Origin of the sequence: uncultured Polaribacter sp. (assembly GCF_947500975.1) — a bacterium.
Classification (GTDB): Bacteria; Bacteroidota; Bacteroidia; order Flavobacteriales; family Flavobacteriaceae; genus Polaribacter.
Window position 1 is genome coordinate 111,384 of sequence record NZ_CANMUE010000010.1, and the last position, 22,425, is coordinate 133,808.

The window sequence follows — 22,425 nt, forward strand, 5'->3', positions numbered from 1 at the left end:
TCATAGGATAACACAGTCTATTGTTTAAAAATCAAATTAAATAGGTCTCGTCTATCTTGTAGATTTGCCTGATGACGAGAGGTGGTTTATATTCTTGGTAAGAATTTATATTTTCATCAAACCCTTCAAAGAGGTTGATATAAGTGTAAATGAAAGAAGCAATAAATTGTTGTTGTTCAAAAGAGAGCGTATCAAAAGTAAGTTGCAATTCATCTTGACCATCAACAAAAATCTGTTTATCACTACAACAATTCTTTTTTGTCATAGAACAATCTTTAGTTGATGGATTTTGCATTTCCATTCCGCAACTTTTAGCCTTTTTAAAAATAGCAGTATCAACTAAAGTATCTCCACAATAGTGCATATCAATAGTAAATGACACCGTAGATAACAATACTACTAATGCCATTATAAAGGATGCTATTTTATGGAAAACTTGTTTCATTGTAGATTACAAAGTTAGTAAAAGTTAATCAATATTAAGTTAATGAAATCATAAAGTCGCTTTAGGGCTTTGTTTTAATAAAATGTTTCCTCTCATAATTTACTCTGTTCTTGGTATCTATATAGCATACTTTTTTCGGTGCTTTGTATCTTCCAAGATAGAAAAGTCTAAAAGAAATATTACGAGTATTGGAAGTATTCCCTAAATACTTTTTTCTGTGCCGTATCTACAATAGATTCTAATTTCGTTTGAGACATTGCATTTTTTATTTCAGATTTAGCACTTAAATTGTCTATTAAATTTTGTGCGTAGCTTGTTAAAGAGTCCATAATAAGTGTTGTAACTACTGGAGTGTTTTTAAGCTCATTTGGTGTATCTTTTAAACATTGCGTAATATGTTTTCTAAATGCTTCTTCAATAGTGTTTTCAAATTTTTCGTGGTGCTTTTTTTGGTTATTTTGAGCAACTTCTTTTAGACTATCAACGGTAAAACGTCTTGACTCTGTTTTTTGGTGTTGAAAAGATTTGTTTGAACGATTGGTATTATAGATGATTAAACCAATAAAAATAATTGCGACGACTATGACTCCAAAGGACATACTAAATGGATTTAAATTTTCACTCAAACCCAAAGTGAAGTTTATAAATATTAAAAGCGTGGGTTTATAACATTACCTGTCTTGAGGTTCTGACAAAACCCTACGCCAAGATAAGCTACTCCCACGCCGTAACATGGCGTAGTCATTTTATCCTGTGGCGTAATGGAGAAATTGTCAGATTTCAAGACCACAATAAAAGCTAACGCTTTATTTTTAATATGTTGAGAACAAATTTAGCATTTTAATATGATGCTAAAAAACTTTCCTAATTGAAAAAGCCATTTTTCAAAACAGATAAGGCTTGTTGCTCCTTTTCTATCCGTATGTACTTGTAAAACTCTCGTTCCGTTTTGTGTCCCGAAAAAAGCATTATATCTTGAATAGATTTGCCTGCTGCATAATGGTTAGTACAAAAACTTCTACGTGCCGTATGTGTTTTTATCAAGTTATATTTTGGTACTCCTTTTTTTATCGCCTTACCACCTTTTGTGTATGAGATATTAACCATCTCCTTAAACCCAACGGTGCTACAAGCTGTTTTTATATTTCTTCTCAAGATAGGCTCACTTAATTTAGGTGGAAAATTATTGCCATATCTACTCATTATCTTCTGTATATCAACAGTTATAGGGATAAGCACCGTTGTGTCAGTTTTTTTCTGACGTACCTTAATAAATTTGTGACCATCTAATATTTCTATGTTTTCGTTAGTCAATCCATTATAATCGCTAACCCTTTGTCCTGTATAACAGCCAATTAAAAATATATCTCTCGCTAATTCTATACGGGGACGGTTACTAAAATCTTTTTCGGCTAAAGTTTCGATTTCTGCCTCACTTAAATAAACATCTGTTGTAGTTTCTTTAAGCACTTTAAAGCTTCTATTTTTAAAAATGGTGTTGCTACTTACTCCATTTATTAAAGCATCATTTAGGAATATTTTTAGATTTTTGATATGCTTACCTATACTGTTTAAACTATAATCTTCGTTCTCTAAAAGCGTTACGAATTTGCGGTAAAACGATAGGTTTATTTCATCGAATTTTAATATTTCTTTATGCTTTTTCTCATAAAGACTCAATAACCTCAATGTTTGCTTATAAGAACGATACGTTGTAATGCCTATGGTGTTTTTCTTTGCTTCTATTAGGTTTTCACAATAGACAACTATTTTAGCGTTTTCTTGTTGCTCTATGTCGTTGTCAGAGCCGTTTATCTTTCCGCTTATTAGATCTGCCAAACGATCTACATCTAATAAACCATTATTTTTCATAGAAGAAAGTGTGTCTTCTGTGAAAGCTCTTATTTCATCAATAAGTTTATTCACTTTATAAGCGTTGGACATCATGCCTTTGTTGGTTTTAACTCTTTGACGTGATACATCCCATTGGTTTAATGGGCATTTATAACCTATACTCTTTTTAAAACGCTTACCTTTTGATGAAAAATGCATCATAATTAAACTTTCTTTTTGCGGTGTCGCTTCTAAACTTTTTATAGATTCTTTTAAACTAAATCTGATAACTCCGTGGGTACTCTTTACTGATAAACTCATTGTTGTTTTTTTAATGTTATACAAACAATACAAAGCGAATTATGTACCAAAGCAGGGTGTTTGAGAGGGTGTTTTTGGTTTGAATAATTCTGAATTGCATTGAAATTTATTTAATGACAGACAGTTGATTTCCTACTGACAGGACTGACATATTAGCGATTGTCATTAAATAAGTTTCAGAATGAAACATTAATTTAGTACTGGAGGTACCACATTTAAAACCCGAACAAAAGTTCGGGTTTTTTTGTGCTTAAAATCTATTTTATAATATCTTTTACAATTTTTAAATGATGATTTGTATGCATTTTCATAAATCTAATAGCTTTCTTTTTATTTAATTGTTTGAAAAGTGGATGATGAAAATGTTTATTCTTTGTCAAACCTTCAAGATTTTTTACATTCTCTGTTACTTCACTTAATTGTTTTTGTAACTCTTCAATATAAATAACTTCTGGAGGTAAAACTCTTTTGGGCGATTTTGCTTTTCCTCTTGGAAAAAAACCTAAAGTAAAAACGATCAACCTTAATCTATTAAAACTGTATTTATATTCTTTAGGATCAGAATTTACTAACGTTTTACAAACAGTATTGATCACTTTTAAGGTATGATCTAAATGCCAACCTACATTTGCTTTTGATATTTTGTTGTTTTTAGCTTCAATTATATCAAAATAGCTTTCAATTAATTTTAGTTCTTTTTCTAACATCTTTCTAATCGTTTTTTAAAATTACAAAAAAATCCAGCTTTAAAGCTGGATTTTTATTAATTATTTCATCATTTGTAAATTGGTAACTTCTAAATTAGTTAACTCTCTCCATCTTCCTCTAGGCAGATTCTTTTTTGTTAATTCCGCAAAAATAACTCTGTCTAATTTATTTACTTTATAACCTACATGTTCAAATATTTTACGCACAATTCTATTTCTTCCTGAATGAATTTCGATACCAACTTCCGATTTTGGCTCGCCATCAACATAAGAAATTGCATCAATAAACACTTTTCTTCCTTCTATAATAACATCTCCTCTTAACTTCTCTAAATCTCTTAAATCTAACTTTCTATCTAATGAGGCATGATATAATTTACGAACATTGTGTTTTGGATGCGTCAGCTTTTTTGCTAAATCACCATCATTAGTAAACAACAACAACCCAGTAGTATTTCTATCTAACCTTCCAACAGGATAAATTCTCTCTTTGGATGCGTTTGCAATCAATTCCATAACAGTTTTACGTCCACGATCATCATCCATTGTAGTGATGTAATTCTTTGGCTTATTTAAAAGGACATATTTTTTTTGTTCGGGTGTAATTGAAGTTCCATCAAAAGTTACAATATCTCCTGGTTGAACTTTATAACCCATTTCTGTAATCAATTTACCGTTTACTACAACACTTCCATGCTCTATATAAGTATCTGCTTCTCTACGAGAACAAACGCCTGAATTTGCAATATATTTATTTAAACGGATACCTGAAGTTTCGTCGGATTTTTTTGCTGAAGTATTTTTTTTGAATTCCTTTTTAACAGATTTTCTACCTAAAGGTTTTACAGACTTTCTATTTTGAGGTGTATTTTTTTTACCTTCTTGTCGTCTTCGCGACGAGTTCTTATTTGATTCCATTATTAATGATTTTTGGCAAAGGTACTTAAATTGATTTTCTAATTCAATCTAAGAATTACTTTTTCTAACAAGAGAGAAGTATCAATAAAAACCAAACTAAAAACACCTATTAATAATAAGATTTTAAGAACGTTATGTAAAAAAAAATATTCATTTTGCTTATTAGATTTCATCAAATAAAACCCCACAAAAAAAAGTGTAATTAAAGCTAAATAAAAATAATATCTCATATAACTTAATGCCGGATAACGAAATAGAACTATAATTGGAAAAAAAGTAAGAAGTAAAAGTAAAACTGATATTTTTTTTGTTTTTTGCTCTCCGTAAAACACCGAAAAGGTTTTATAGTTATTTACAATTGCACCTTTACTATTTTGTAAATCTTTAATTAACTCTCTTACCATTATTACCAAAAACAGGAAAATTGCATGTACAAAAATAATGTTTGAAAAATTTTTATAATAAACAAACACTGCAAAAAATGGCAAAATGGTTAAAATAGTTGCTGACAATAATCCTGTAAATGGATATTTTTTTAGTTTATGCGAATAAAACCAAATGCCAAAAATATACATAGAAAAAAACAGTGCGGCTTTCCAAGAAACAAAACATCCGAAAGTAAATCCTAAAAAATTTAAAAAGAAATAAAGCGATAATTTTGTAGACTGTTTTACATAATTATCTAGGCCTGTTTTTAAAGGTCTGTTAATTCTATCAACCTTAACATCATAAAAATTATTAATTATATAACCTCCAGCAACTACACAGACTGACGCTAAAACAATGTAGTGTAGATGTAAATCAAAAACTACATTTCTTAAAGATTTTTTTGAAGAAAAAATAAATATAGACGCCAAATATTGGGCTATAATTAATACAAGAATATTATAGCCTCTAATAACTGATAATAGACTTAAAATTTTAAAAATAATTCTTTTTACTCTGAAGGAAATCATAGAGTAAATTTTAGAATCTATAAACTAACTCTAACTTATAATCTTTTAAACTTTCTTGTGCTTTTTTGTAATCTTCAGTGAAACCTAAAATATAACCTCCTCCGCCAGAACCACAAAGTTTTAAATAATAATCATTAGACACAATTCCTTTTTCCCAAACTTTATGAAACGCAGTAGGAATCATTGGTTTAAAGTTTTTTAGCACTATTTTAGATAAGTTTTTTACATTACTAAACAAAGATTTTACATTTCCTTGTAAAAAATCTTCGATACAAGCGTTTGTAGATATTGAAAATTCTTCGCTTATCATTTTTCTAAACCCTTCCTTTTTCATCTTATTCATAAAGATATTAACCATTGGTTCTGTTTCGCCAATTTGCTCAGAATCTAATAAGAAAACAGCTCCTTTTCCTTCTTTTTGAGATGGAATTCCTGCTGGTTCAATATTTTCTTTAGAGTTAATTAAAATAGGCAAACTTAAGTAAGAATTTAATGGATCTAACCCAGAACTTTTTCCATGAAAAAAAGATTCCATTAAAGAAAATATAGCTTTTAATTTCAGTAATTTATCTCTTGTTAAATTTTCTAAAACTGTAATTTTATCATTAACATATTTATCATAAATTGATGCCACTAAAGCACCTGAACTTCCTACACCATAACCCTGAGGAATTGAAGAATCAAAATACATTCCGTTATCTAAATCAGTTTTAAACTCTTCTAAATTAAAAGAAACTAAATCTGTTTGTAAAGTAGAAACATAAGTGTAAAAACGATTTAAATTTTCGTTAGATTTTTTAGAATCTCCTTCTAAAATTTCTGAAGTTTTTAATGCTCCTCTATAAGTATTAAACGGTATTGCTAAACCTTTAGAATCTTTAATAATTCCATACTCTCCAAAAAGTAGAATTTTAGCGTAAAAAAGTGGACTTTTCATATTTTAATTAATCAATAGCGCTACAAAAATACAACTTTTAATGTTGTTAAAATGTTAACAAATACTTTTGATAACCATTTTCAAGTATGAACCAACTAATTAGCCTTTAAAAACAATATTTAAAAAAACACAATAAACTAACCATCAGCAATTTACATCTATTAATGAATCAGGATAACTAATTTTTTATAATTTTTTAGCACCAAAACCAACAATATCACAAATATAATGGCTGTTTTGACAAAATACAGACAACTCATTATCAATAAATTGAATAATACTTTTTTTCTCGTTTTCAGGAAACAGCACATGTACGTTTGCGCCAGCATCTAAAGTAAAACAAATATTACTGTTTTTTTCTTGACGGTACTTCCAAATTTTATTGATAATTTCTAACGTATTAGGTTTCATCAAAATAAAATAAGGATTACTTGTTAACATCATAGCATGCAAAGTTAAAGCCTCACTTTCTACTAAATTAATAAAGTCTTTTATGCTTCCTTCTTGAAGAATTTTAGACATTTTTGATAAGTTCTCATTCGCTTGTTTAAAACGATTTTCTGCATACGGGTGATTGTGCATTAAATTATGCCCCACAGTACTTGATACAACTTTTTCACCTTTATCAACTAACAAAATCACATCTTGATAGTTGTTAAAAATGGGATGTACTTTATAAGGGAATTTAGTACCAAATAAATCTGAGCTTCCTTCAATTTCAGAATGATTACCCCAAACAACCATCGGCCCTTCTATACTTCTACTTGCACTTCCAGAACCTAATCTTGCTAAAAAAGAAGCTTTTTTATTGATAAATTCTTCTGATAAAATTGGATTTAATTGTTTCTCTAAACTCATTAAACACATAGAAATTGCTGATAACCCACTTGCAGAAGAAGCAATTCCACTTGAATGTGGAAAAGAATTTTTAGAATGTATTGTCATTTCATATTCAAAAATATAAGGACAATATTGTTCTACTCTTTTAAAGAATGATGCTATTTTAGGCTTAAAATCTTTTTTTATTTTACCATCAAAATACATTTCAAATTGCACTTCCTCAGATTTTTCAATTTTCTTAAAATCTACCTTAGTAACTGTATTGCAATTATTTAGCGTAAAACTAATAGAGGCATTTTTAGGAATTTGAGGATCACTTTTACCCCAATATTTTACCAAAGCAATGTTGCTTGGAGTTTGCCAAGTTACAGTGGTTTTATCAATTAAAACATCTATTTTTTTTGGAATAAAATCAGTTTCTAACACAGTATAAAATTTGCTGTAAAGATAAAAGTTACCTTAGACTTCTGCTAATTTTTGCAAAACTGATTCTTTGTAACTTCTACTTATTGGAATTGCTTTTTTCTCAATTTCTACAAATTCATTTGTGTAAGAACTAATGTTTTTGAAAGAAACAATATATGATCTATGAACCCTCATAAAATTTTTTGATGCTAATTTTTGTTCTAAACTACTAATAGTTTCTCTTGTAACAATGGTTTTTGTTGATGTAATAATCTTCACATAATCGCTCAAACTTTCAATATACAAAATAGAATTAAAATCGATTTTTACCATTTTTCTATCAGCTCTTACAAACATGAAATCATTTGCAGTTTCATTAGAAATTTTATTGAAAGTTACTTTTTGAATAGCTTCTAAAAAACGATCAAAAGCAATTGGTTTTAATAAATAATCTACCACATTTAAGTTAAAACCATCAATTGCATAATCTCTATAAGCTGTTGTAAAAATTATTTTCGCTTTTGTATTGATAATTTTTGCCAAACTTAAACCTGTAATTTCAGGCATATTAATGTCTAAAAAATAAATATCTGCTAAATTTTCTTGCATAAACAAAATTGCTTCTGAAGCATTTTTACAACTTTTAATCAATTCTAAATTAGGCGTTTTAGCAATATAAGTTGCCATAATCTCTCTTGCCATAGGCTCATCATCTACAACAACACAAGTTAATTTACGACTCATTTATATCTATTTTTAAATTAACTTTAAAAGTATTTTCTTTTTCAAAAATTTCTAAAGCATATTTTTCTTTGTAGAGTAATTCTAATCTTTTTTTTATGTTTTCTAATCCAATTCCTTTTTTTGATTTCTCTACTTTTTTAACTGAATTTTCAGCTTCAAAATACAAAAAACTAGCATCTGTTTTTAAATTAATATTAATTTTTAAAACATCTTTAATTTGAGCCCCATGTTTAAAAGCATTTTCTATAAAAGGCAATAATAACATTGGAGCTATTTTTAAATTTTGATTAGCAATATCAATTTTAAAATTAACATGTAAGCTACCCTGAAAGCGTAATTTTTCTAAAGAAATATAATTTTTTATATGATTAATTTCATCCTTTAAAAACACAAGAGGTTTATCTACTTGATATAAAATATAATCCAACAAGTTAGATAATTTTAAAATCATTTCTGGTGCCTCTTCAGATTTTTTTAATGTAAAACCATATAAAGTGTTTAACGTATTAAACAAAAAATGCGGATGAATCTGCATCTTCAAAAACTTTAATTCTTGTTCTTTTAACTGCAGTTGTGTTTGCAAAAATTTATTTTCTAAGGTTTTCTTTTCCTCTATAGATTTATAATGTTGTTTCCAAATTTTAAATCCGCTAGAAAGTGTAATAATCAATAAAACACACACTAAAATTACGCCAGAGTTTTTAGTTAATGCTGGCATTTGTTGAAACTCTAAATTGTAAAAAAACACAAATCCAAAAACCACCGTCATTAGCACAGCACAAACAATAAAAACACCTGCATAAAAACTATACAATGCAAATTTTTTATGCTTCTTAACAGTTAAAAAATTAGGAATCAAATGATATATAAAAACATAAGAAGACACAATTGCAATTGTACTTAAAATGGAAGAAAACCAGAATATAAAGCTAGTGTTTTTAGAACCTACACTAAAAAAACTGTAGAAAAAAAACCAAACAACAAACCAGAAAAGAAAATGCAAAGGCACTTTTTTTAAAAAAATTAAAACTGGTTTATTCATCTTACAAATTAACTAATAATTCAAATTGATTCCCTTAAAAATAGGTGAAATTCTAATTTAACTGGCGTTTCTACATAAATTTAACTGCTTTTGTTTAAAAAGCATTTTTTTTGTTATAAACCCTTTTAAATTTGTAGTTTGTCGCTAATTATTTTTTTGACTTGCTTTTACAAATACTTTTGGCATATAATTTTAAAACCAATATTATGAATTTTATTTTAGAAGGTGGACCGCTTTTTATGGTTCCGTTATTAATTTTATTAATTATTGTTGTTATTCTTTTTGTAAAAGGGTTAAAAGACAACTCAGAGAAAAACTACAAACTTATTAAAGAAATAAGCTTATTTGCATTTGTTTTTGGAGTTTTAGGCTTTGTAATTGGACTTTTAGGTGCTTTGGAAGCAATTTCTGCAAATAGTGGAAATATGTCTCCCTCAATATTAGCAGGTGGTTTTAAAGTTGGCTTGCTCTCCCCTACTTTTGGAATGGTTATTTTTCTAATGGGGAAATTATTTACCATTATTTTAACTTCTATGAAAAAATAAAACATTTTATTCTTTCAGTAAAAAAAAGCATCTTTCTAATTCTTAGAAATGATGCTTTTTTGTTTGTATTTTTGTGATGGATGAAAAACAAAAAAGTCTTTTTATTATTGAATGGAGAAACTCCAAAAATAGTTCCAGATGTTTCTAATTATGATATCATTTGTGCAACAGATGGCGCTTATCAATATTTAAAAGAAAATAATATTGCGCCTCATTTTATTAGTGGAGATTTTGATTCTTTACAAGAGATTCCGAAAAATATTGAAGTAATTTCAACACCAAATCAAAATTTTACAGATTTTGATAAAATACTGCAAATTCTATTTGAAAAAGGCTATACAAAAGTTGATGTTTTTGGCGCAAGCGGAAAAGAACAAGATCATTTTTTAGGAAATTTACACACAGCAATTCAGTTTAAAGAAAAAATAAAACTAACTTTTTTTGATAATAATAGTCGGTATTTTTTAGCCGATAAAAACACTAAAATTTCTGACTGTAAAAATAAGATTGTTTCTTTAATTCCGTTTCCAAAAGCGACCAGTATTGTTACATCAGGATTAAAATATCAATTAAATAACGAAGATTTAGTTTTCGGAAAAAGAATTGGCACTAGAAATATTGCCATAGAAAACAATGTAACAATCACTTTTAAAACTGGTGATTTATTTATTTTTATCAATCATAAATAGAAAAAAAATGAGCAGAAAAATAAAATTATTATGGGATTTTAGAGGACCAGACGCCAAAGAAACTGCAAAACACCATACCGTTCATTTAAAAGAATTTGCCATTTTAGAAAGTTTGAATTTTCATAAAATTGACGTTCAAGAAAAGAACCCAATGTTAGTTACCGCTTTTATAACTGTTGACGAAAAAGACATGAAAATTTACAGAGATGCTTTAAAACCACATAGAGGAGAAATTGGGTGACTTAGTTTGTTTTTAAATTTTTAAAACACTAAATCAACTAACTATGAATATCAAACATTAAAACCGCTACAAATTCATGTTAACGTTAGGCAACATATAAAAATAAGTATTTAGAAATGAAATTTGAATATATAATATCAGGAATTATCGGACTCATGACTGGAGCAATAGGCTCTATAGTTGCACCATGGTTTAAATGGAAACTGGAGCAAAAAAAAGAGTCCAGAAACGAAAAGGTTACACTACTTCGTGAACTGAGAAAATTTCTTGAGAAAAACGAGCCTAAAGAGAAAGATTTTATTAATTCTGAAATCTACATGAGAATAAGGCCATACTTATCTAATGAATTTGTGGAAGAATTAGAGGATAATACAAGTGGATATATATCACCGAATTCTAGAAGTTATTATAAAGGCCAATTATTGAAAGAACTTGAAGTAATTGAAGATTCTTGGGATTTAAGCTTATCAAAAAAAGGTAAAAAGAAAAAAGAATACAATGTAAAAAGTATTACTCCTTTAATAAAAGTGTCAATGGGTATTTATCAACCGAAAAAAAAATAAACATGTTGCCTAACACTACCTATAAACAACAAGATCTTCTGGTTTAATAGTAACATTTGTGTATTTTTATGAAGTCCGAAAAATCTTTGGAATTTTGCTTTAAACAAGTAAAAAAACTATGTGGTTGGCGGAAAGCAAACACTAGTTTTACTCCCTTACTGTACATTTACAAACCACTAATTATTTCCACTTAATTCCACAACCCACACTAGGCTTTTGGTTTTCTAAAACAGATTTAGTTTCTAATAAATTATGTAAAGCATTTCTAATATCTATTCCAGTAACAGGCTTTCCATTTCCAGGTCTAGAATCATCTAACTGACCATGATAAACAGATTTTAAATCAGCATCAAAAATATAAAAATCTGGTGTACAAGCTGCATCGTAAGCTTTTGCTACTTGTTGAGTTTCATCAAACAAATAAGGAAAAGGGTAATTTAAATTTTCCGAAACCTTTTTCATGAATTTTGGACCATCCTGTGGATAATTTTCAATCTCATTGCTACTGATTGCAATAAAATTTATACCTTTCTCTTGATACATCGATGCCATTTTTACCAATTCTTCATTCACGTGAATTACAAAAGGGCAATGATTACAGATAAACATAATAACAGTTCCTTTTTTTCCTTTTGCTTCATTTAAAGAAACCATTTTATTATCAACTGAATTTATTAAAGTAAAATCTGGTGCTTTTTTTCCTATTGCAAATTCGTTTGATTCTGTTCTTGCCATTTTTATGTTCTTTATTTTTTATCTAGTCTTTTAAGATTGCTTCGCAAACTCGCAATGACGTTTTTTGTTTTTAATTTTCTGCCAAAGCTTTTGCACAAATATAACCACCTGTCCAAGCATTTTGAAAGTTAAATCCGCCAGTGACCGCATCAATATTTAAAACTTCACCTACAAAAAACAGGTTTTTATGTTTTTTACTTTCAAAACGTTTAAAGTTTATTTCTTTTAAATCAACACCTCCAGCAGTTACAAATTCATCTTTAAAAGTAGTTCTTCCGTTTGCGTTAAAGATTCCTTTTGTTAACTGTTTAGCTAAATTTTCTAATTGATTATTATTTAAATCTGCCCAGTTTTGGTTGTTATTAATTTCGGATGCAATTACAAAACGCTCCCACAACCTTTTAGATATTTCACTAAATGGCGATTTTAAAATTACCGTTTTTCTAGGCTCTTTCTTTTTCAAGTTTAACAATACGTTCAAAACTTTATCAGTTGGTCTAGACAACCAATTTACCTCAACATTATATTGATAATTTTTATCAGCCAAAATTCTTGCTCCAAAAGCTGAAAGCTTTAAAATTGCTGGACCACTCATTCCCCAATGCGTTATTAATAAAGGCCCAAAAGCTTCTAATTTTGTACCCACAATATTTACAGTGGCATTAGGAACTGAAATACCTAGTAAATCAACCAACCTTTTGTCGTTGATATTAAACGTAAATAAAGACGGAACAGGCTCAATGACCGAATGATCTAAAGTTTCACATAATTCCCAAATTTTTTTAGAACTTCCAGCTGCAATTACTAATTTATCAGCTTTAAAAACTTGCTCTTTAGTGTTAATAACCCACTCGTTTTCTTGTTGATAAACTGAATTCACTCCATGATTTGTTAACACTTTAATTCCTAAGTTATCAACTGCTTTTTGAAAACAATCTATAATTGCTTGACTTGTATTTACTTCTGGAAAAACACGATTATCATCTTCAATTTTTAGGGGTACATTTCTATTATCAAACCACTCAAAAGTATCACCAGTCATAAATTGATGAAAAGGCCCCAACAATTCTTTTTCTCCTCTAGGATAGAATTTTACCAACTCTTTTGGCTCAAAACATGCGTGTGTTACATTACACCTACCACCTCCAGAAATTTTTACTTTCTGCAAAACATCTTTCCCTTTTTCTAAAATTGTAATATCTAAATCCGGGTTGTTTTCTTTTGCATTTATTGCTGTAAAATATCCTGCTGCTCCTCCTCCAATAATTACTATTTTACTCATAAAATCATTTCTGAATATGTAAGAATCGTTTCAAATCCTTTGTTTTTAAAATAAGTTGGTGTGTTTTCATTTCCTGTTGCTAACACAAAATCCCCACCCCAAGCACCTAAGCTTTTAATTTCACCGAAATAATCTGCGAAAGTAGTTTGTTTTACTGGTTTAAGTTTGATAATTGAACTTATAATTTCTTCATGCTCAACAATCAATTTATTAAAATCTATTATGGAACTCGCTTTTAAAAATTCATCAGAAATTATTGAAATTCTTTCTAGTTCTTTTTCAAAATTTTCTCCACTTTCTCTAAATTTTGCAATTCCTTCTTTAGAATCTTGTTTTTGATTCAAATGCACAAAAAATAGATTCTCTTTAAAAGTTGGGTTGAATTCAACTTCTCTAATAATTGGTTTTTTATTTTCTATTTGATAAAAAATTGAGATATCATTTTGAGCGCAAGCAATATCGTAACCACTACCTTTAAAGGAATTCCACAATAACTTAAAAGCATCTACTTTTGCCCAAGAAGCAACCGAACTTATTAATGTTGATGAACTTCCTAATCCCCAATTTCTTGGAAAAGTTAATTGTGTTTTTACCACAAATCCATTTTCTGAATTCAAAAAATCAGAATTCATAGCTCTAGCTTCTTTTAATATTTCTAGTAGTGTTTCTGCAATAAATTCAGCACTTCCTTCTTTATCAGAATTAAAAGTACAGTTTACCAAACGTAATTTTGGTAAATCAAAAACAGCCTCAAACCAGCATTCTCCGGTATTTGTAAAACTTCCCCAAATTAATTGTTGTTCTTTGATTTTTTCAACAGTTAAATCTTGTCCAAATTTGGTTGGCACAGCTAATGCTTTTGCCCCATCTAAAACAAGATATTCTCCTGTCAACAATAATTTTCCATTAGAATAAAAATTCATTAGACCAATCCAAATTGTTTAAAATGATGCGTAAAATGTTTTACTTGAAACTTTTTCCAATACTCAAAATTGAGTTCTCCAAAAAATGGATGTACTACTGTTCTGTTTTTATCTTCAGAAAATATACTTACAAATAAGTGTATATGTTTTATTAAATCGTCAATTGCTTCTGTTATTGAATTAAATTTTAATTTTGTGGGTTCATCAGATAAAAACGAAGCTCTAAAACCAGTTTGCAATTCGTTATCTGTATTTAAAAAAGGTTTTCTACGAGCAGTTTTTTCATCAGAAACAAAAATATTTACTTTCCAGTTTCCGTTTGCAATTTGTGTAACGGCACTTAAATGCTCAATCATTTGCTGTGCATTCATCTTCCCAAAAACAGGCTTAGAATTCTCATTTAATTTAGATAATTGATTTCTAACAAAATTTTCATCTAAAAAATTAACCCATTGAATTTTTGGTTTTCTTAACTCATTAAATTTGGTAACCACTGCAGCATGAGAAACTGTTCTTTTATCAAAATAAGTAGTAATTTCTTCTTTTTCAGTTTCTGTTGCTCCTAGTTGATTTAAAATATTTTGCAAATGCATTTTCATATGCCCATGCTGAATACCTTTGGTTGTTAAAGCTCTTAAAGCTGCAAAATTTTGCGCCAAACCTGCTGCTGCCATAATTTGCATTAAAGTTCTTGCTGATGGTTTTTGCAACATTTCTAACGATAATTTAGACATTGGATGTAAGGCTGTTAAACCTCCAACAGTTCCTAAAGCCAAAGGTAGCTCTATCCAGAATTTAAAAACCCCATCATTAATAGAACAATGTGACAAACTTGAATACTGACCAGATCGCGAAGCATAAGCATGCGCTCCCGCTTCAACAGCTCTAAAATCGTTACCTGTTGCTAACACAACAGCATCAATTCCATTCATAATTCCTTTATTATGAGTTACTGCTCTATAGGGTTCTATTTCTGCAATTTTAACCGCTTGATAAAATTTCTCTGCAAACTTTTGCGGATTTTCGCCTCCTAAGTCTTCAATATTACAACTCACTTCTGCTCTAACCAAACACTCAGGAACGTAATTTGACAAGATACTCATGATAATTTCAATATGATCATTTCTAAATTTATTAGCAATCGCTTCTAGGCAAGAATTAATAAAATTTGCACCCATCGAATCTTTCGTTTCAAAAGTTACATGCAATTGATAATAATTTTCTAATGTATCGGTTTTATCAACTAATTTAATATCTAAAATTCCACCTCCACGTTTTTCCATATTTTTAGTGATGGAAGCTGTGGCTGCAAACAATTCGGTTTTATTTTGATTGAAATGTTTTTCTAGTTCTTTTTTATTACCAGAAAACATAAAATGTACTTGCCCAATTTTTGTGGTACCAATAACCGTAGTCTTAAAACCACCTCTTGTACTCCAAAATTTACCCACTAAAGAAGCTGCAGCAACTACAGAGCTTTCTTCAATAACCATTGGTATTACATAATCTCTACCATTAATTTTAAAGTTTGGTGCAACCCCAAAAGGCATGTAAAAATTAGATATTGTGTTTTCTATAAAGTCATCATGAAGTTGTTGTAAATTATCATCAATATTCCAATATTGCTTAATAATTTTAATCGTTTCTTTACTATTATTAAAATAGTTTTCTGTTAACCAATTAATTTTTTCTTCTTTAGTGAACTTTGAAAAACCGGATATAATTTTACTCATTTATGTATATGTAAGCTATCAAAAACAAATATAATTCAAACCTTTTTAAAAATATGATATTATCAAGATTTCTGTTTTTTTTAGATATTTTTTGCTGATTTTTCCGTAAACTTGGCAAACTTTTATCAAATACTAAGTGTATAATGAAAAAACTAATACTATTGGCTGCAATTATATCTTTTAACAGCTGTTCAGAAACAACTAATAATTCTTCAAATATTAAAACTGGTGATAAAGAAATTACTTTAGAAGAAATTTGGGACGGTACTTTTGCTCCAAAAAGAATGAATGCTTTAGATTCTATGAATGGAGATTTTTACTCTCTTTTAAATACTAATAATGAAACAAAAACCACAACTGTAGATAAATATAGTTACGCTACTTTAGAAAAAATAGAAACAATTGTTGATAGTAAAAATTTAAAAGAACTAGAAAGTTTTGAATCTTATAGTTTTAATAATGACGAAACTAAAATTATTTTAGGTACCAATTTTCAACAAATTTATAGACATTCCTATAAAGGTACTTTTTACGCGTATGATATTGCATCTAAACAACTTTCATTAATAGGTAAAGAGATTCAAGAACCTATTTTTTCTCCAGATAATCAAAAAGTTGCTTATGCTAAAGACAACAATCTTTTTATAAAAGACTTCTCTAAAAATAATATTATTCAGGTTACTAAAGATGGTAAAAAGAATAGTATTATTAACGGAATTACAGATTGGGTTTATGAAGAGGAATTTGCATTTGTAAGAGCTTTTGAATGGAGTAATGACAGTAAATATTTGGCTTTTTTACGCTTTGATGAAACAAATGTCCCTACTTTTTCAATGGATATTGTTGGTAAAGAATTGTACCCAAATCAACAAGTTTTCAAATATCCTAAAGCAGGTGAAAAGAATGCAAATGTAACATTACACATGTATAGATTTTCTACTAAAAACAGAAAAAAAATTACTTTAGGCGATTATGAATATATTCCAAGAATAAAATGGTCTAATGACAATAATGTATTAATTGCAACCACTTTAAATCGTCATCAAAATAATTTAAAATTACATAAAGTAGATGCTTTAAAAAACAACTCTTCTTTATTATTAAATGAAACTGACAAAGCGTATATAGATATTACAGACAACCTTACATTTTTAAATGATAACAGCTTTATTTGGACAAGTGAAAAGGATGGTTATAACCATATTTATCATTACGATTTTAACGGAAAACTTATCAACCAAATAACAAAAGGAAATTGGGAAGTAACTAGATATTATGGTTTTAATGAGACTAAAAACACTATTTATTATCAATCTGTAGAAAACGGATCTACAAACAGAGGTGTATATTCTATTGATCTAAAAGGAGAAAACAAAAAGTTATTGAGTAATAAAGACGGACAGAATCGTGCTTCATTTAGCAAGAACTTAAACTACTTTATCAATAATTTTTCTTCTTCAGAAATTCCACCAATTTATTCTTTGTATTCTGCAGAGGGTAAAATGTTAAAAGTGATTAAAGACAATACCGAATTAAAAGAAGAGTTAGCTGAATACAAAATGAGTCCTAAAGAATATTCAACCATTAGTATTAATGGAAATGACTTGAACATGTGGATGGTAAAACCTGCTAACTTTGATGCTAATAAAAAATATCCAATGTTGATGTTTCAATATTCTGGACCAGGTTCACAACAAGTTGGTAATCATTGGAATATTGACAAAGATTATTGGCATAATATGTTAGCACAAAAAGGTATGATTGTTGTTTGTGTTGATGGACGTGGAACTGGTTTTAAAGGTGCAGATTTTAAAAAATCGACCTATTTAAATTTAGTAAAGTACGAAACAGAAGACCAAATTGCAGCGGCTAAAAAGTTAGCAGCACTACCTTATATTGATGAAGATAATATTGGTATTTGGGGTTGGAGTTTTGGTGGTCATATGAGCACAAACTCATTATTAAAAGGAAGTGATATTTTTTCAACCGCAATTGCTGTTGCACCTGTAACTTCTTGGCGTTTTTACGATACTGTTTACACAGAACGTTTTTTAAGAACTCCACAAGAAAACCCAGCGGGTTATGATGAGAACTCACCAGTAAATTATCCAGAAAAATTAAAAGGAAACTATTTATTAGTTCATGGTACTGGTGATGATAATGTACATGTGCAAAACTCATACAGAATGATAAATGCATTGATTGATGCCAATAAACAATTTGATATGTTTATTGTACCAGACAGAGCGCATGCAATCAGAAAAGGAAAAAACATGCGTTTAAATTTATATACAAAAATGACAAATTTTGTAGAAGCGCATTTAATTAATAAAACAAACTAATCAACTAAAATAAAACAATAATATTATGTCAAAAATCGCAAATACTTCTCAAGAAGAACAACAAATGTTTGGGCATCCGAAAGGATTATTTTATTTATTCTTTGCAGAATTATGGGAACGCTTTAGTTTCTATGGAATGAGAGCGTTATTAACGCTTTACATGGTTCAGGAAATATTTAAAGCTATTACAGAACGAGATACGGCAACAGCTGTTGTATATGCTTCTTATGGTTCTTTAGTATATGCATCTACTGTAATTGGCGGGCAAATTTCAGATAAAATTTTAGGAATGCGTTCTTCTATTTTTTTAGGTGGAGTGTTAATGGCGTTTGGACATTTTGTATTGGCTATAGAGAATGATATGGCATTCTTCTTAGCCTTAGCTTTAATTGTTGTTGGTAATGGTTTTTTCAAACCAAATATTTCCACTTTTGTAGGCGCATTATATAAAGAAGGAGATGTAAGAAAAGATTCTGGTTTTACCATTTTTTATATGGGAATTAACATTGGTGGCTTTGTAGCTCCTCTTTTATGCGGATGGTTAGCAGCAACTTACGGTTGGCATTATGGTTTTGGTTTAGCAGGTATAGGAATGATGGCTGGATTGATTTTCTTTTGGAGCGGAATTAAAAAGAATGTTTTTGGAGACAAAGGTATGCCACCATCTCAAGAAGTATTTGAGAAAAAAGTAATTGGTATTCCTCAAAAAACTTTAATTCCAATTATATCAATATTATTTGTTCCAGTAATTGCATATTTATTAGCTTCTTGGCAACAAAACTATGTAAGTGGTATTTTTAAATTTATTGGCTTAGCAGTTTTGGCTTACTTAGGTTACATCATGTATAGTTTAGATTCTGGCGCTAGAAAAAAATTAATAATGGCAGTTTTAATTACCTTCTTTATGACTTTATTCTGGGGTTTCCACGAATTATCTGGAAGTGTAATTACCCTATTTGCATCTAGAAATGTTGCTTTAGATGGTATTATGACAGCTAGTCAAACCAATGCGCTAAACTCAATGTTTATTATTATTTTAGCAATTCCAATTTCTTTACTTTGGGGATATTTATCTAAAAAAGGTATGAATCCAAGAACTCCTTTTAAATTTGGTTTTGGATTACTTTTAGCTGGATTATGCTTCTACATTCTTTCTATAAGTGGTGCTAGTGCTGATGAAAACGGAATGGTACCTTTTGCTTATTTATTAGTGATGTATCTTATTATTTCAATTGGAGAATTATTTATGTCTCCTGTCGGGTTATCAAAAATTACAGATTTATCACCAAAAAACATTGTTGCTTTTATGATGGGAGTTTGGTTTTTATCATCTGCCTTTGCTTTTCAAATTGTAGGTTTTATTTCTGAACAATTAGCTATTGAAAGTACAGATGCAAATGTTGGTGGTTTAGAGACCTTAAGTGTTTATACAGATGGTTTTCATCTAATTGCGTTATATTCTTTAGGAGCAGGTGCATTAGTTTTACTATTTTCTCCATTGATGAAGAAATTAATGGGTAATGTTCACTAGAATAAAATAAATATAAAACCTTATAAATGAAATTTTATAAGGTTTTTTTATGCTCAAAAGTTATTTGTAAATTTGGCATACCATTTGCGACTATGTAATTATGAAAAAAACAATTTTAGTACTAACAATTTTAGCATTTAGTTTTATTGTTAAAGCACAAGAAAAAATAAACTGGATTTCTTTAAACGAAGCTTTAGAACTTCAAAAAGAAAATCCTAAAAAAATAATGATGGATGTTTATACAAATTGGTGTGGTCCATGTAAAATGTTAGACAAACAAACTTTTCAAAATAAAGACCTTATAAAATATGTGAACGAACATTATTATGCAGTTAAGTTTAATGGAGAAGGAAATGAAATAATTAATTATAAAGGCGAAGTTTACAACAACCCTGATTATGATGAGACAAAAGCAAACAGAAGAAATAGTTCTCATAAATTATCTAACTACCTAAGAATAAGAGGCTATCCTACGATTGCTTTTTTTGATGAAAAAGCAAATTTTATATATCCTTTAGTTGGTTTTCAACAACCACAACAATTAGAATTATATTTAAAAATGTTTAGTACTGATAAATATAAAGAAATTGATACCAACGAAAAATTTAAAGTTTATTACGAAGCATTTAAATCAGAATTTAAAAGTAAATAATTTTTACTTTTTTTGAATAATATAAGCTCCATTCTCACCTGTATAGTGAAATGGAGTTTTTTGTTTTCTACAAATAAGTTTCCAGCTTTTTACATAACTTTTATAATTACTTGCATCTGCAATTATTTCTTTGGGTTTTATCGTTCTTATCAATCTTTCTAAGTTTATTTTAGGTGAATATTGTAAAACAACAATTGGTTTTTTTAAACCTTTAATTTGATAAACTCCTAAACTGTCTACCAATAAAATAGGTTGATTATTAAATTTAAAAATTGAAGAACTATTATTTTTAAAAACCTGATTCACATTTTCTCCAATTCTATAAGAAGTCATTAAATTTATTTTTTTGATTGTCAAACTATCTAAATTATGATGCACTAAAAGCTCTCCTCCTTTTCTTTCTCCAAAAATTGATATTTTGCTCTTATGAAAAACAATAAACTCCTTCTTTGTTTTCTTATAATGCTTTTCAAGCATAAAAACACTTTGACAGATGAAAATTGATATCAAAAAATAAATCAATCTTTTGGGTGATGTTTTTATAAAAAGACGAACTACATAAATAATCAAAATATAGAGACCTAACATCTTTAAAAAAGACATTGAAATCTCTGTAAATAAAAACTGCTCATGATTAGAAATCCAACCAACAAAACTATTCATTAAAGAAATAACAAAACCATAAATAGTTGCTAAAACCTGTGGTAAAACTCCAAATAAAGAAAGTGTGATAACAACAATTCCTCCTATTAAAATTGCTCCTAAAAAGGGAATTATAATTAAATTAGACACTATAAATAGCCCGGGAAACTGATGAAAGTAATACAAACTCAAAGGTAATATTCCTGCCTGAGCAGCAATCGAAACGGTAGTTAATTGCCAAAACTTATCAAGAGATTTAAGTTTTGGTTGCCAAAATTTATATAGTTTAGGCTGAACCCAAACAATACCAAAAACGGCTAAATAACTTAACTGAAAACCAACATCGAACAAAAACATTGGTTTAACAATCAACAAAAAAAACATGGATGCTATTAAAGAAAACTCAATAATCTTTTTTCGTTGAAAAGATAAACCAACTGCTAAAAATGTAAACATAGTTACAGCTCTTACAACACTGGCAGATAAACCTGCTATAAAAGCAAACATCCAAAGAAACAAAACGATAAAAAATGTCTTAATAAATTTCCCGTTTTTTAATCTTTCTAAAGGTTTAAAAAACCAAGATGAAATAAGTAAAATAACACCAACATGTAAACCAGAAACCGCTAAAATATGAATAGCACCTGCTCTTGAATAATCTGTAATTAATTGTTTAGAAATATCTTGTCTTTGCCCTAATAACAAAGCATTTATAACTGCTAATTCATTGGGTTTAAAGTTATATTTTTGAAGTGAGCGCTCTACTTTAGCTCTAAATTTTGCTGAAATTCCTTGTAAAGAAGACTCTTTAGAATCAATTCTTTTAAATCGCGAATTTTCTAAAAATATTTGTTGATGAACACCTTGTTTAGACAGGTATTCTTTGTAATTAAATTGATGTGGGTTTAAAGGAGAACTTACTTCTGTAAAATCAGTTTTTGTAAACAGCAACTCACCAACCTTTAAAGACATAAATAAACTATCTTTTTTAATATTTAGTATTGCTTTCCCTCTGGTTTTAATATCATTCACCTGAATAACTTCAACTACATATTTATCATTAAAATTGCTAGATTTTAAAACTTTATCAATCTTTAAAACTGATGGAGAATTATCATTTATATAGTCTTTATAATAATTACTATAATTAACGTCATTATTAAAGTACACAGTAGAAATCCCTATGAAAAAGAATAAAACAAAAGATAAAAAAGTGATTGTTTTTTTATGCTGAATCAACAATAAAAACAAGGAAATTAATACAATTAAAATGGATAATTTTAGAAATCCAAACTTCCAAAACTGTGTAAAAAACTGTGTAGTAATTCCACAAATTATAAGTACAACAAAATGTAAGGGCAAATAATTAAGTAACCTTTTCATAGCGAAATAAAGTTAC

Annotated in this window: 22 protein-coding genes and 1 pseudogene; 7 read left to right on the forward strand and 16 right to left on the reverse strand. The window is 28.6% G+C overall.

Annotation, left to right across the window (positions count from 1 at the left end; genetic code table 11):
- Positions 1 to 31: 31 nt before the first annotated feature.
- The 10 genes from Q0733_RS11730 to Q0733_RS11775 all read right to left on the reverse strand — a co-directional run bounded on the left by Q0733_RS11730 (position 32) and on the right by Q0733_RS11775 (position 9,148).
- On the reverse strand, positions 32 to 445 hold the full coding sequence (locus Q0733_RS11730; protein WP_298782435.1) for a hypothetical protein: 414 nt from the start codon (positions 443 to 445) through the stop codon (positions 32 to 34).
- A gap of 179 nt (positions 446 to 624) precedes the next feature.
- Entirely contained in the window at positions 625 to 1,044 is a 420-nt protein-coding gene (locus Q0733_RS11735; RefSeq protein ID WP_298782436.1) for a hypothetical protein, read from the reverse strand.
- Between the two features lie 265 nt (positions 1,045 to 1,309).
- A complete protein-coding gene (locus Q0733_RS11740; protein ID WP_298782437.1) occupies positions 1,310 to 2,599 on the reverse strand; it encodes a site-specific integrase in 1,290 nt (429 codons plus the stop codon).
- A 257-nt stretch (positions 2,600 to 2,856) separates the two neighbouring features.
- On the reverse strand, positions 2,857 to 3,306 hold the full coding sequence (locus tag Q0733_RS11745) for a DUF1569 domain-containing protein (RefSeq protein ID WP_298782438.1): 450 nt from the start codon (positions 3,304 to 3,306) through the stop codon (positions 2,857 to 2,859).
- Positions 3,307 to 3,366: 60 nt separating this feature from the next.
- Positions 3,367 to 4,224: a pseudouridine synthase gene (locus tag Q0733_RS11750; protein WP_298782439.1), complete on the reverse strand. Its 858-nt coding sequence runs from the start codon at positions 4,222 to 4,224 to the stop codon at positions 3,367 to 3,369.
- Between the two features lie 38 nt (positions 4,225 to 4,262).
- A complete protein-coding gene (locus Q0733_RS11755) occupies positions 4,263 to 5,180 on the reverse strand; it encodes a geranylgeranylglycerol-phosphate geranylgeranyltransferase (RefSeq protein WP_298782440.1) in 918 nt (305 codons plus the stop codon).
- A gap of 10 nt (positions 5,181 to 5,190) precedes the next feature.
- A complete protein-coding gene (locus Q0733_RS11760) occupies positions 5,191 to 6,117 on the reverse strand; it encodes a mevalonate kinase (RefSeq protein ID WP_298782441.1) in 927 nt (308 codons plus the stop codon).
- 186 nt (positions 6,118 to 6,303) lie between these two features.
- Positions 6,304 to 7,383 (reverse strand): diphosphomevalonate decarboxylase, encoded by a 1,080-nt coding sequence (locus tag Q0733_RS11765; protein WP_298782442.1) that lies wholly within the window; start codon positions 7,381 to 7,383, stop codon positions 6,304 to 6,306.
- 33 nt (positions 7,384 to 7,416) lie between these two features.
- A complete protein-coding gene (locus Q0733_RS11770; protein WP_298782443.1) occupies positions 7,417 to 8,106 on the reverse strand; it encodes a LytTR family DNA-binding domain-containing protein in 690 nt (229 codons plus the stop codon).
- On the reverse strand, positions 8,096 to 9,148 hold the full coding sequence (locus Q0733_RS11775) for a sensor histidine kinase (protein WP_298782444.1): 1,053 nt from the start codon (positions 9,146 to 9,148) through the stop codon (positions 8,096 to 8,098). The genes Q0733_RS11770 and Q0733_RS11775 overlap by 11 nt, the downstream gene beginning before the upstream one ends.
- A 206-nt stretch (positions 9,149 to 9,354) precedes the next feature.
- Here Q0733_RS11775 and Q0733_RS11780 point away from each other — a divergent pair, with 206 nt between their 5' ends.
- From Q0733_RS11780 to Q0733_RS11795, 4 genes are all read left to right on the forward strand, one after another.
- Positions 9,355 to 9,693: a MotA/TolQ/ExbB proton channel family protein gene (locus tag Q0733_RS11780; protein ID WP_298782445.1), complete on the forward strand. Its 339-nt coding sequence runs from the start codon at positions 9,355 to 9,357 to the stop codon at positions 9,691 to 9,693.
- Between the two features lie 80 nt (positions 9,694 to 9,773).
- Positions 9,774 to 10,382, forward strand: coding sequence for a thiamine diphosphokinase (locus Q0733_RS11785; RefSeq protein ID WP_298782446.1), 609 nt, complete (start codon positions 9,774 to 9,776; stop codon positions 10,380 to 10,382).
- A gap of 7 nt (positions 10,383 to 10,389) precedes the next feature.
- The gene (locus Q0733_RS11790; protein ID WP_298782447.1) at positions 10,390 to 10,623 is read left to right on the forward strand and encodes a hypothetical protein; all 234 of its coding nucleotides are present in this window, start codon (positions 10,390 to 10,392) and stop codon (positions 10,621 to 10,623) included.
- Between the two features lie 155 nt (positions 10,624 to 10,778).
- A complete protein-coding gene (locus tag Q0733_RS11795; protein ID WP_298782448.1) occupies positions 10,779 to 11,186 on the forward strand; it encodes a hypothetical protein in 408 nt (135 codons plus the stop codon).
- 180 nt (positions 11,187 to 11,366) lie between these two features.
- On the opposite strand, the gene Q0733_RS11800 is transcribed toward Q0733_RS11795, so the two are convergent.
- The 5 genes and pseudogenes from Q0733_RS11800 to Q0733_RS11815 all read right to left on the reverse strand — a co-directional run.
- Complete coding sequence (locus Q0733_RS11800; protein WP_298782449.1) at positions 11,367 to 11,921, reverse strand: thioredoxin family protein; 555 nt, start codon at positions 11,919 to 11,921, stop codon at positions 11,367 to 11,369.
- 70 nt (positions 11,922 to 11,991) lie between these two features.
- Entirely contained in the window at positions 11,992 to 13,203 is a 1,212-nt protein-coding gene (locus Q0733_RS11805) for an NAD(P)/FAD-dependent oxidoreductase (protein WP_298782450.1), read from the reverse strand.
- Positions 13,200 to 14,126: a GYDIA family GHMP kinase gene (locus tag Q0733_RS11810; RefSeq protein ID WP_298782451.1), complete on the reverse strand. Its 927-nt coding sequence runs from the start codon at positions 14,124 to 14,126 to the stop codon at positions 13,200 to 13,202. The genes Q0733_RS11805 and Q0733_RS11810 overlap by 4 nt, the downstream gene beginning before the upstream one ends.
- Positions 14,126 to 14,620: a DUF1569 domain-containing protein gene (locus Q0733_RS13145; RefSeq protein WP_367276315.1), complete on the reverse strand. Its 495-nt coding sequence runs from the start codon at positions 14,618 to 14,620 to the stop codon at positions 14,126 to 14,128. Before Q0733_RS13145 ends, Q0733_RS11810 begins: the two co-directional genes overlap by 1 nt.
- Positions 14,615 to 15,859, reverse strand: a pseudogene (locus Q0733_RS11815) (hydroxymethylglutaryl-CoA reductase, degradative); the annotation flags it as partial. The pseudogene Q0733_RS11815 and the gene Q0733_RS13145, both read right to left, overlap by 6 nt.
- 143 nt (positions 15,860 to 16,002) lie before the next feature.
- On the opposite strand from Q0733_RS11815, the gene Q0733_RS11820 reads away from it, so the two are divergent.
- The 3 genes from Q0733_RS11820 to Q0733_RS11830 all read left to right on the forward strand — a co-directional run bounded on the left by Q0733_RS11820 (position 16,003) and on the right by Q0733_RS11830 (position 20,384).
- Positions 16,003 to 18,201 carry a S9 family peptidase gene (locus Q0733_RS11820; RefSeq protein ID WP_298782452.1) on the forward strand — a complete coding sequence of 733 codons (2,199 nt, stop codon included), beginning with the start codon at positions 16,003 to 16,005 and terminating at the stop codon, positions 18,199 to 18,201.
- Positions 18,202 to 18,226: 25 nt separating this feature from the next.
- Positions 18,227 to 19,732, forward strand: coding sequence for a peptide MFS transporter (locus Q0733_RS11825; RefSeq protein ID WP_298782453.1), 1,506 nt, complete (start codon positions 18,227 to 18,229; stop codon positions 19,730 to 19,732).
- A 100-nt stretch (positions 19,733 to 19,832) separates the two neighbouring features.
- The gene (locus tag Q0733_RS11830) at positions 19,833 to 20,384 is read left to right on the forward strand and encodes a thioredoxin fold domain-containing protein (protein ID WP_298782454.1); all 552 of its coding nucleotides are present in this window, start codon (positions 19,833 to 19,835) and stop codon (positions 20,382 to 20,384) included.
- A 3-nt stretch (positions 20,385 to 20,387) separates the two neighbouring features.
- Here the strand turns inward: Q0733_RS11830 and Q0733_RS11835 are convergent, their stop codons facing one another.
- Entirely contained in the window at positions 20,388 to 22,409 is a 2,022-nt protein-coding gene (locus Q0733_RS11835; RefSeq protein ID WP_298782455.1) for a ComEC/Rec2 family competence protein, read from the reverse strand.
- Between the last annotated feature and the right edge of the window lie 16 nt (positions 22,410 to 22,425).

Excerpts from the sequence above, each read along its gene's own strand:
- Q0733_RS11775 (WP_298782444.1), bottom strand. The coding sequence starts at position 9,148 with ATGAATAAACCAGTTTTAATTTTTTTAAAAAAAGTGCCTTTGCATTTT.
- Q0733_RS11820 (WP_298782452.1), top strand. The coding sequence starts at position 16,003 with ATGAAAAAACTAATACTATTGGCTGCAATTATATCTTTTAACAGCTGT.
- Q0733_RS11790 (WP_298782447.1), top strand. The coding sequence starts at position 10,390 with ATGAGCAGAAAAATAAAATTATTATGGGATTTTAGAGGACCAGACGCC.
- Q0733_RS11760 (WP_298782441.1), bottom strand. The coding sequence starts at position 6,117 with ATGAAAAGTCCACTTTTTTACGCTAAAATTCTACTTTTTGGAGAGTAT.
- Q0733_RS11770 (WP_298782443.1), bottom strand. The coding sequence starts at position 8,106 with ATGAGTCGTAAATTAACTTGTGTTGTTGTAGATGATGAGCCTATGGCA.
- Q0733_RS11825 (WP_298782453.1), top strand. The coding sequence starts at position 18,227 with ATGTCAAAAATCGCAAATACTTCTCAAGAAGAACAACAAATGTTTGGG.
- Q0733_RS11800 (WP_298782449.1), bottom strand. The coding sequence starts at position 11,921 with ATGGCAAGAACAGAATCAAACGAATTTGCAATAGGAAAAAAAGCACCA.
- Q0733_RS11785 (WP_298782446.1), top strand. The coding sequence starts at position 9,774 with ATGAAAAACAAAAAAGTCTTTTTATTATTGAATGGAGAAACTCCAAAA.
- Q0733_RS11805 (WP_298782450.1), bottom strand. The coding sequence starts at position 13,203 with ATGAGTAAAATAGTAATTATTGGAGGAGGAGCAGCAGGATATTTTACA.
- Q0733_RS11780 (WP_298782445.1), top strand. The coding sequence starts at position 9,355 with ATGAATTTTATTTTAGAAGGTGGACCGCTTTTTATGGTTCCGTTATTA.
- Q0733_RS11795 (WP_298782448.1), top strand. The coding sequence starts at position 10,779 with ATGACTGGAGCAATAGGCTCTATAGTTGCACCATGGTTTAAATGGAAA.
- Q0733_RS11810 (WP_298782451.1), bottom strand. The coding sequence starts at position 14,126 with ATGAATTTTTATTCTAATGGAAAATTATTGTTGACAGGAGAATATCTT.
- Q0733_RS11740 (WP_298782437.1), bottom strand. The coding sequence starts at position 2,599 with ATGAGTTTATCAGTAAAGAGTACCCACGGAGTTATCAGATTTAGTTTA.
- Q0733_RS11745 (WP_298782438.1), bottom strand. The coding sequence starts at position 3,306 with ATGTTAGAAAAAGAACTAAAATTAATTGAAAGCTATTTTGATATAATT.
- Q0733_RS11835 (WP_298782455.1), bottom strand. The coding sequence starts at position 22,409 with ATGAAAAGGTTACTTAATTATTTGCCCTTACATTTTGTTGTACTTATA.
- Q0733_RS11755 (WP_298782440.1), bottom strand. The coding sequence starts at position 5,180 with ATGATTTCCTTCAGAGTAAAAAGAATTATTTTTAAAATTTTAAGTCTA.
- Q0733_RS11735 (WP_298782436.1), bottom strand. The coding sequence starts at position 1,044 with ATGTCCTTTGGAGTCATAGTCGTCGCAATTATTTTTATTGGTTTAATC.
- Q0733_RS11730 (WP_298782435.1), bottom strand. The coding sequence starts at position 445 with ATGAAACAAGTTTTCCATAAAATAGCATCCTTTATAATGGCATTAGTA.
- Q0733_RS11750 (WP_298782439.1), bottom strand. The coding sequence starts at position 4,224 with ATGGAATCAAATAAGAACTCGTCGCGAAGACGACAAGAAGGTAAAAAA.
- Q0733_RS11830 (WP_298782454.1), top strand. The coding sequence starts at position 19,833 with ATGAAAAAAACAATTTTAGTACTAACAATTTTAGCATTTAGTTTTATT.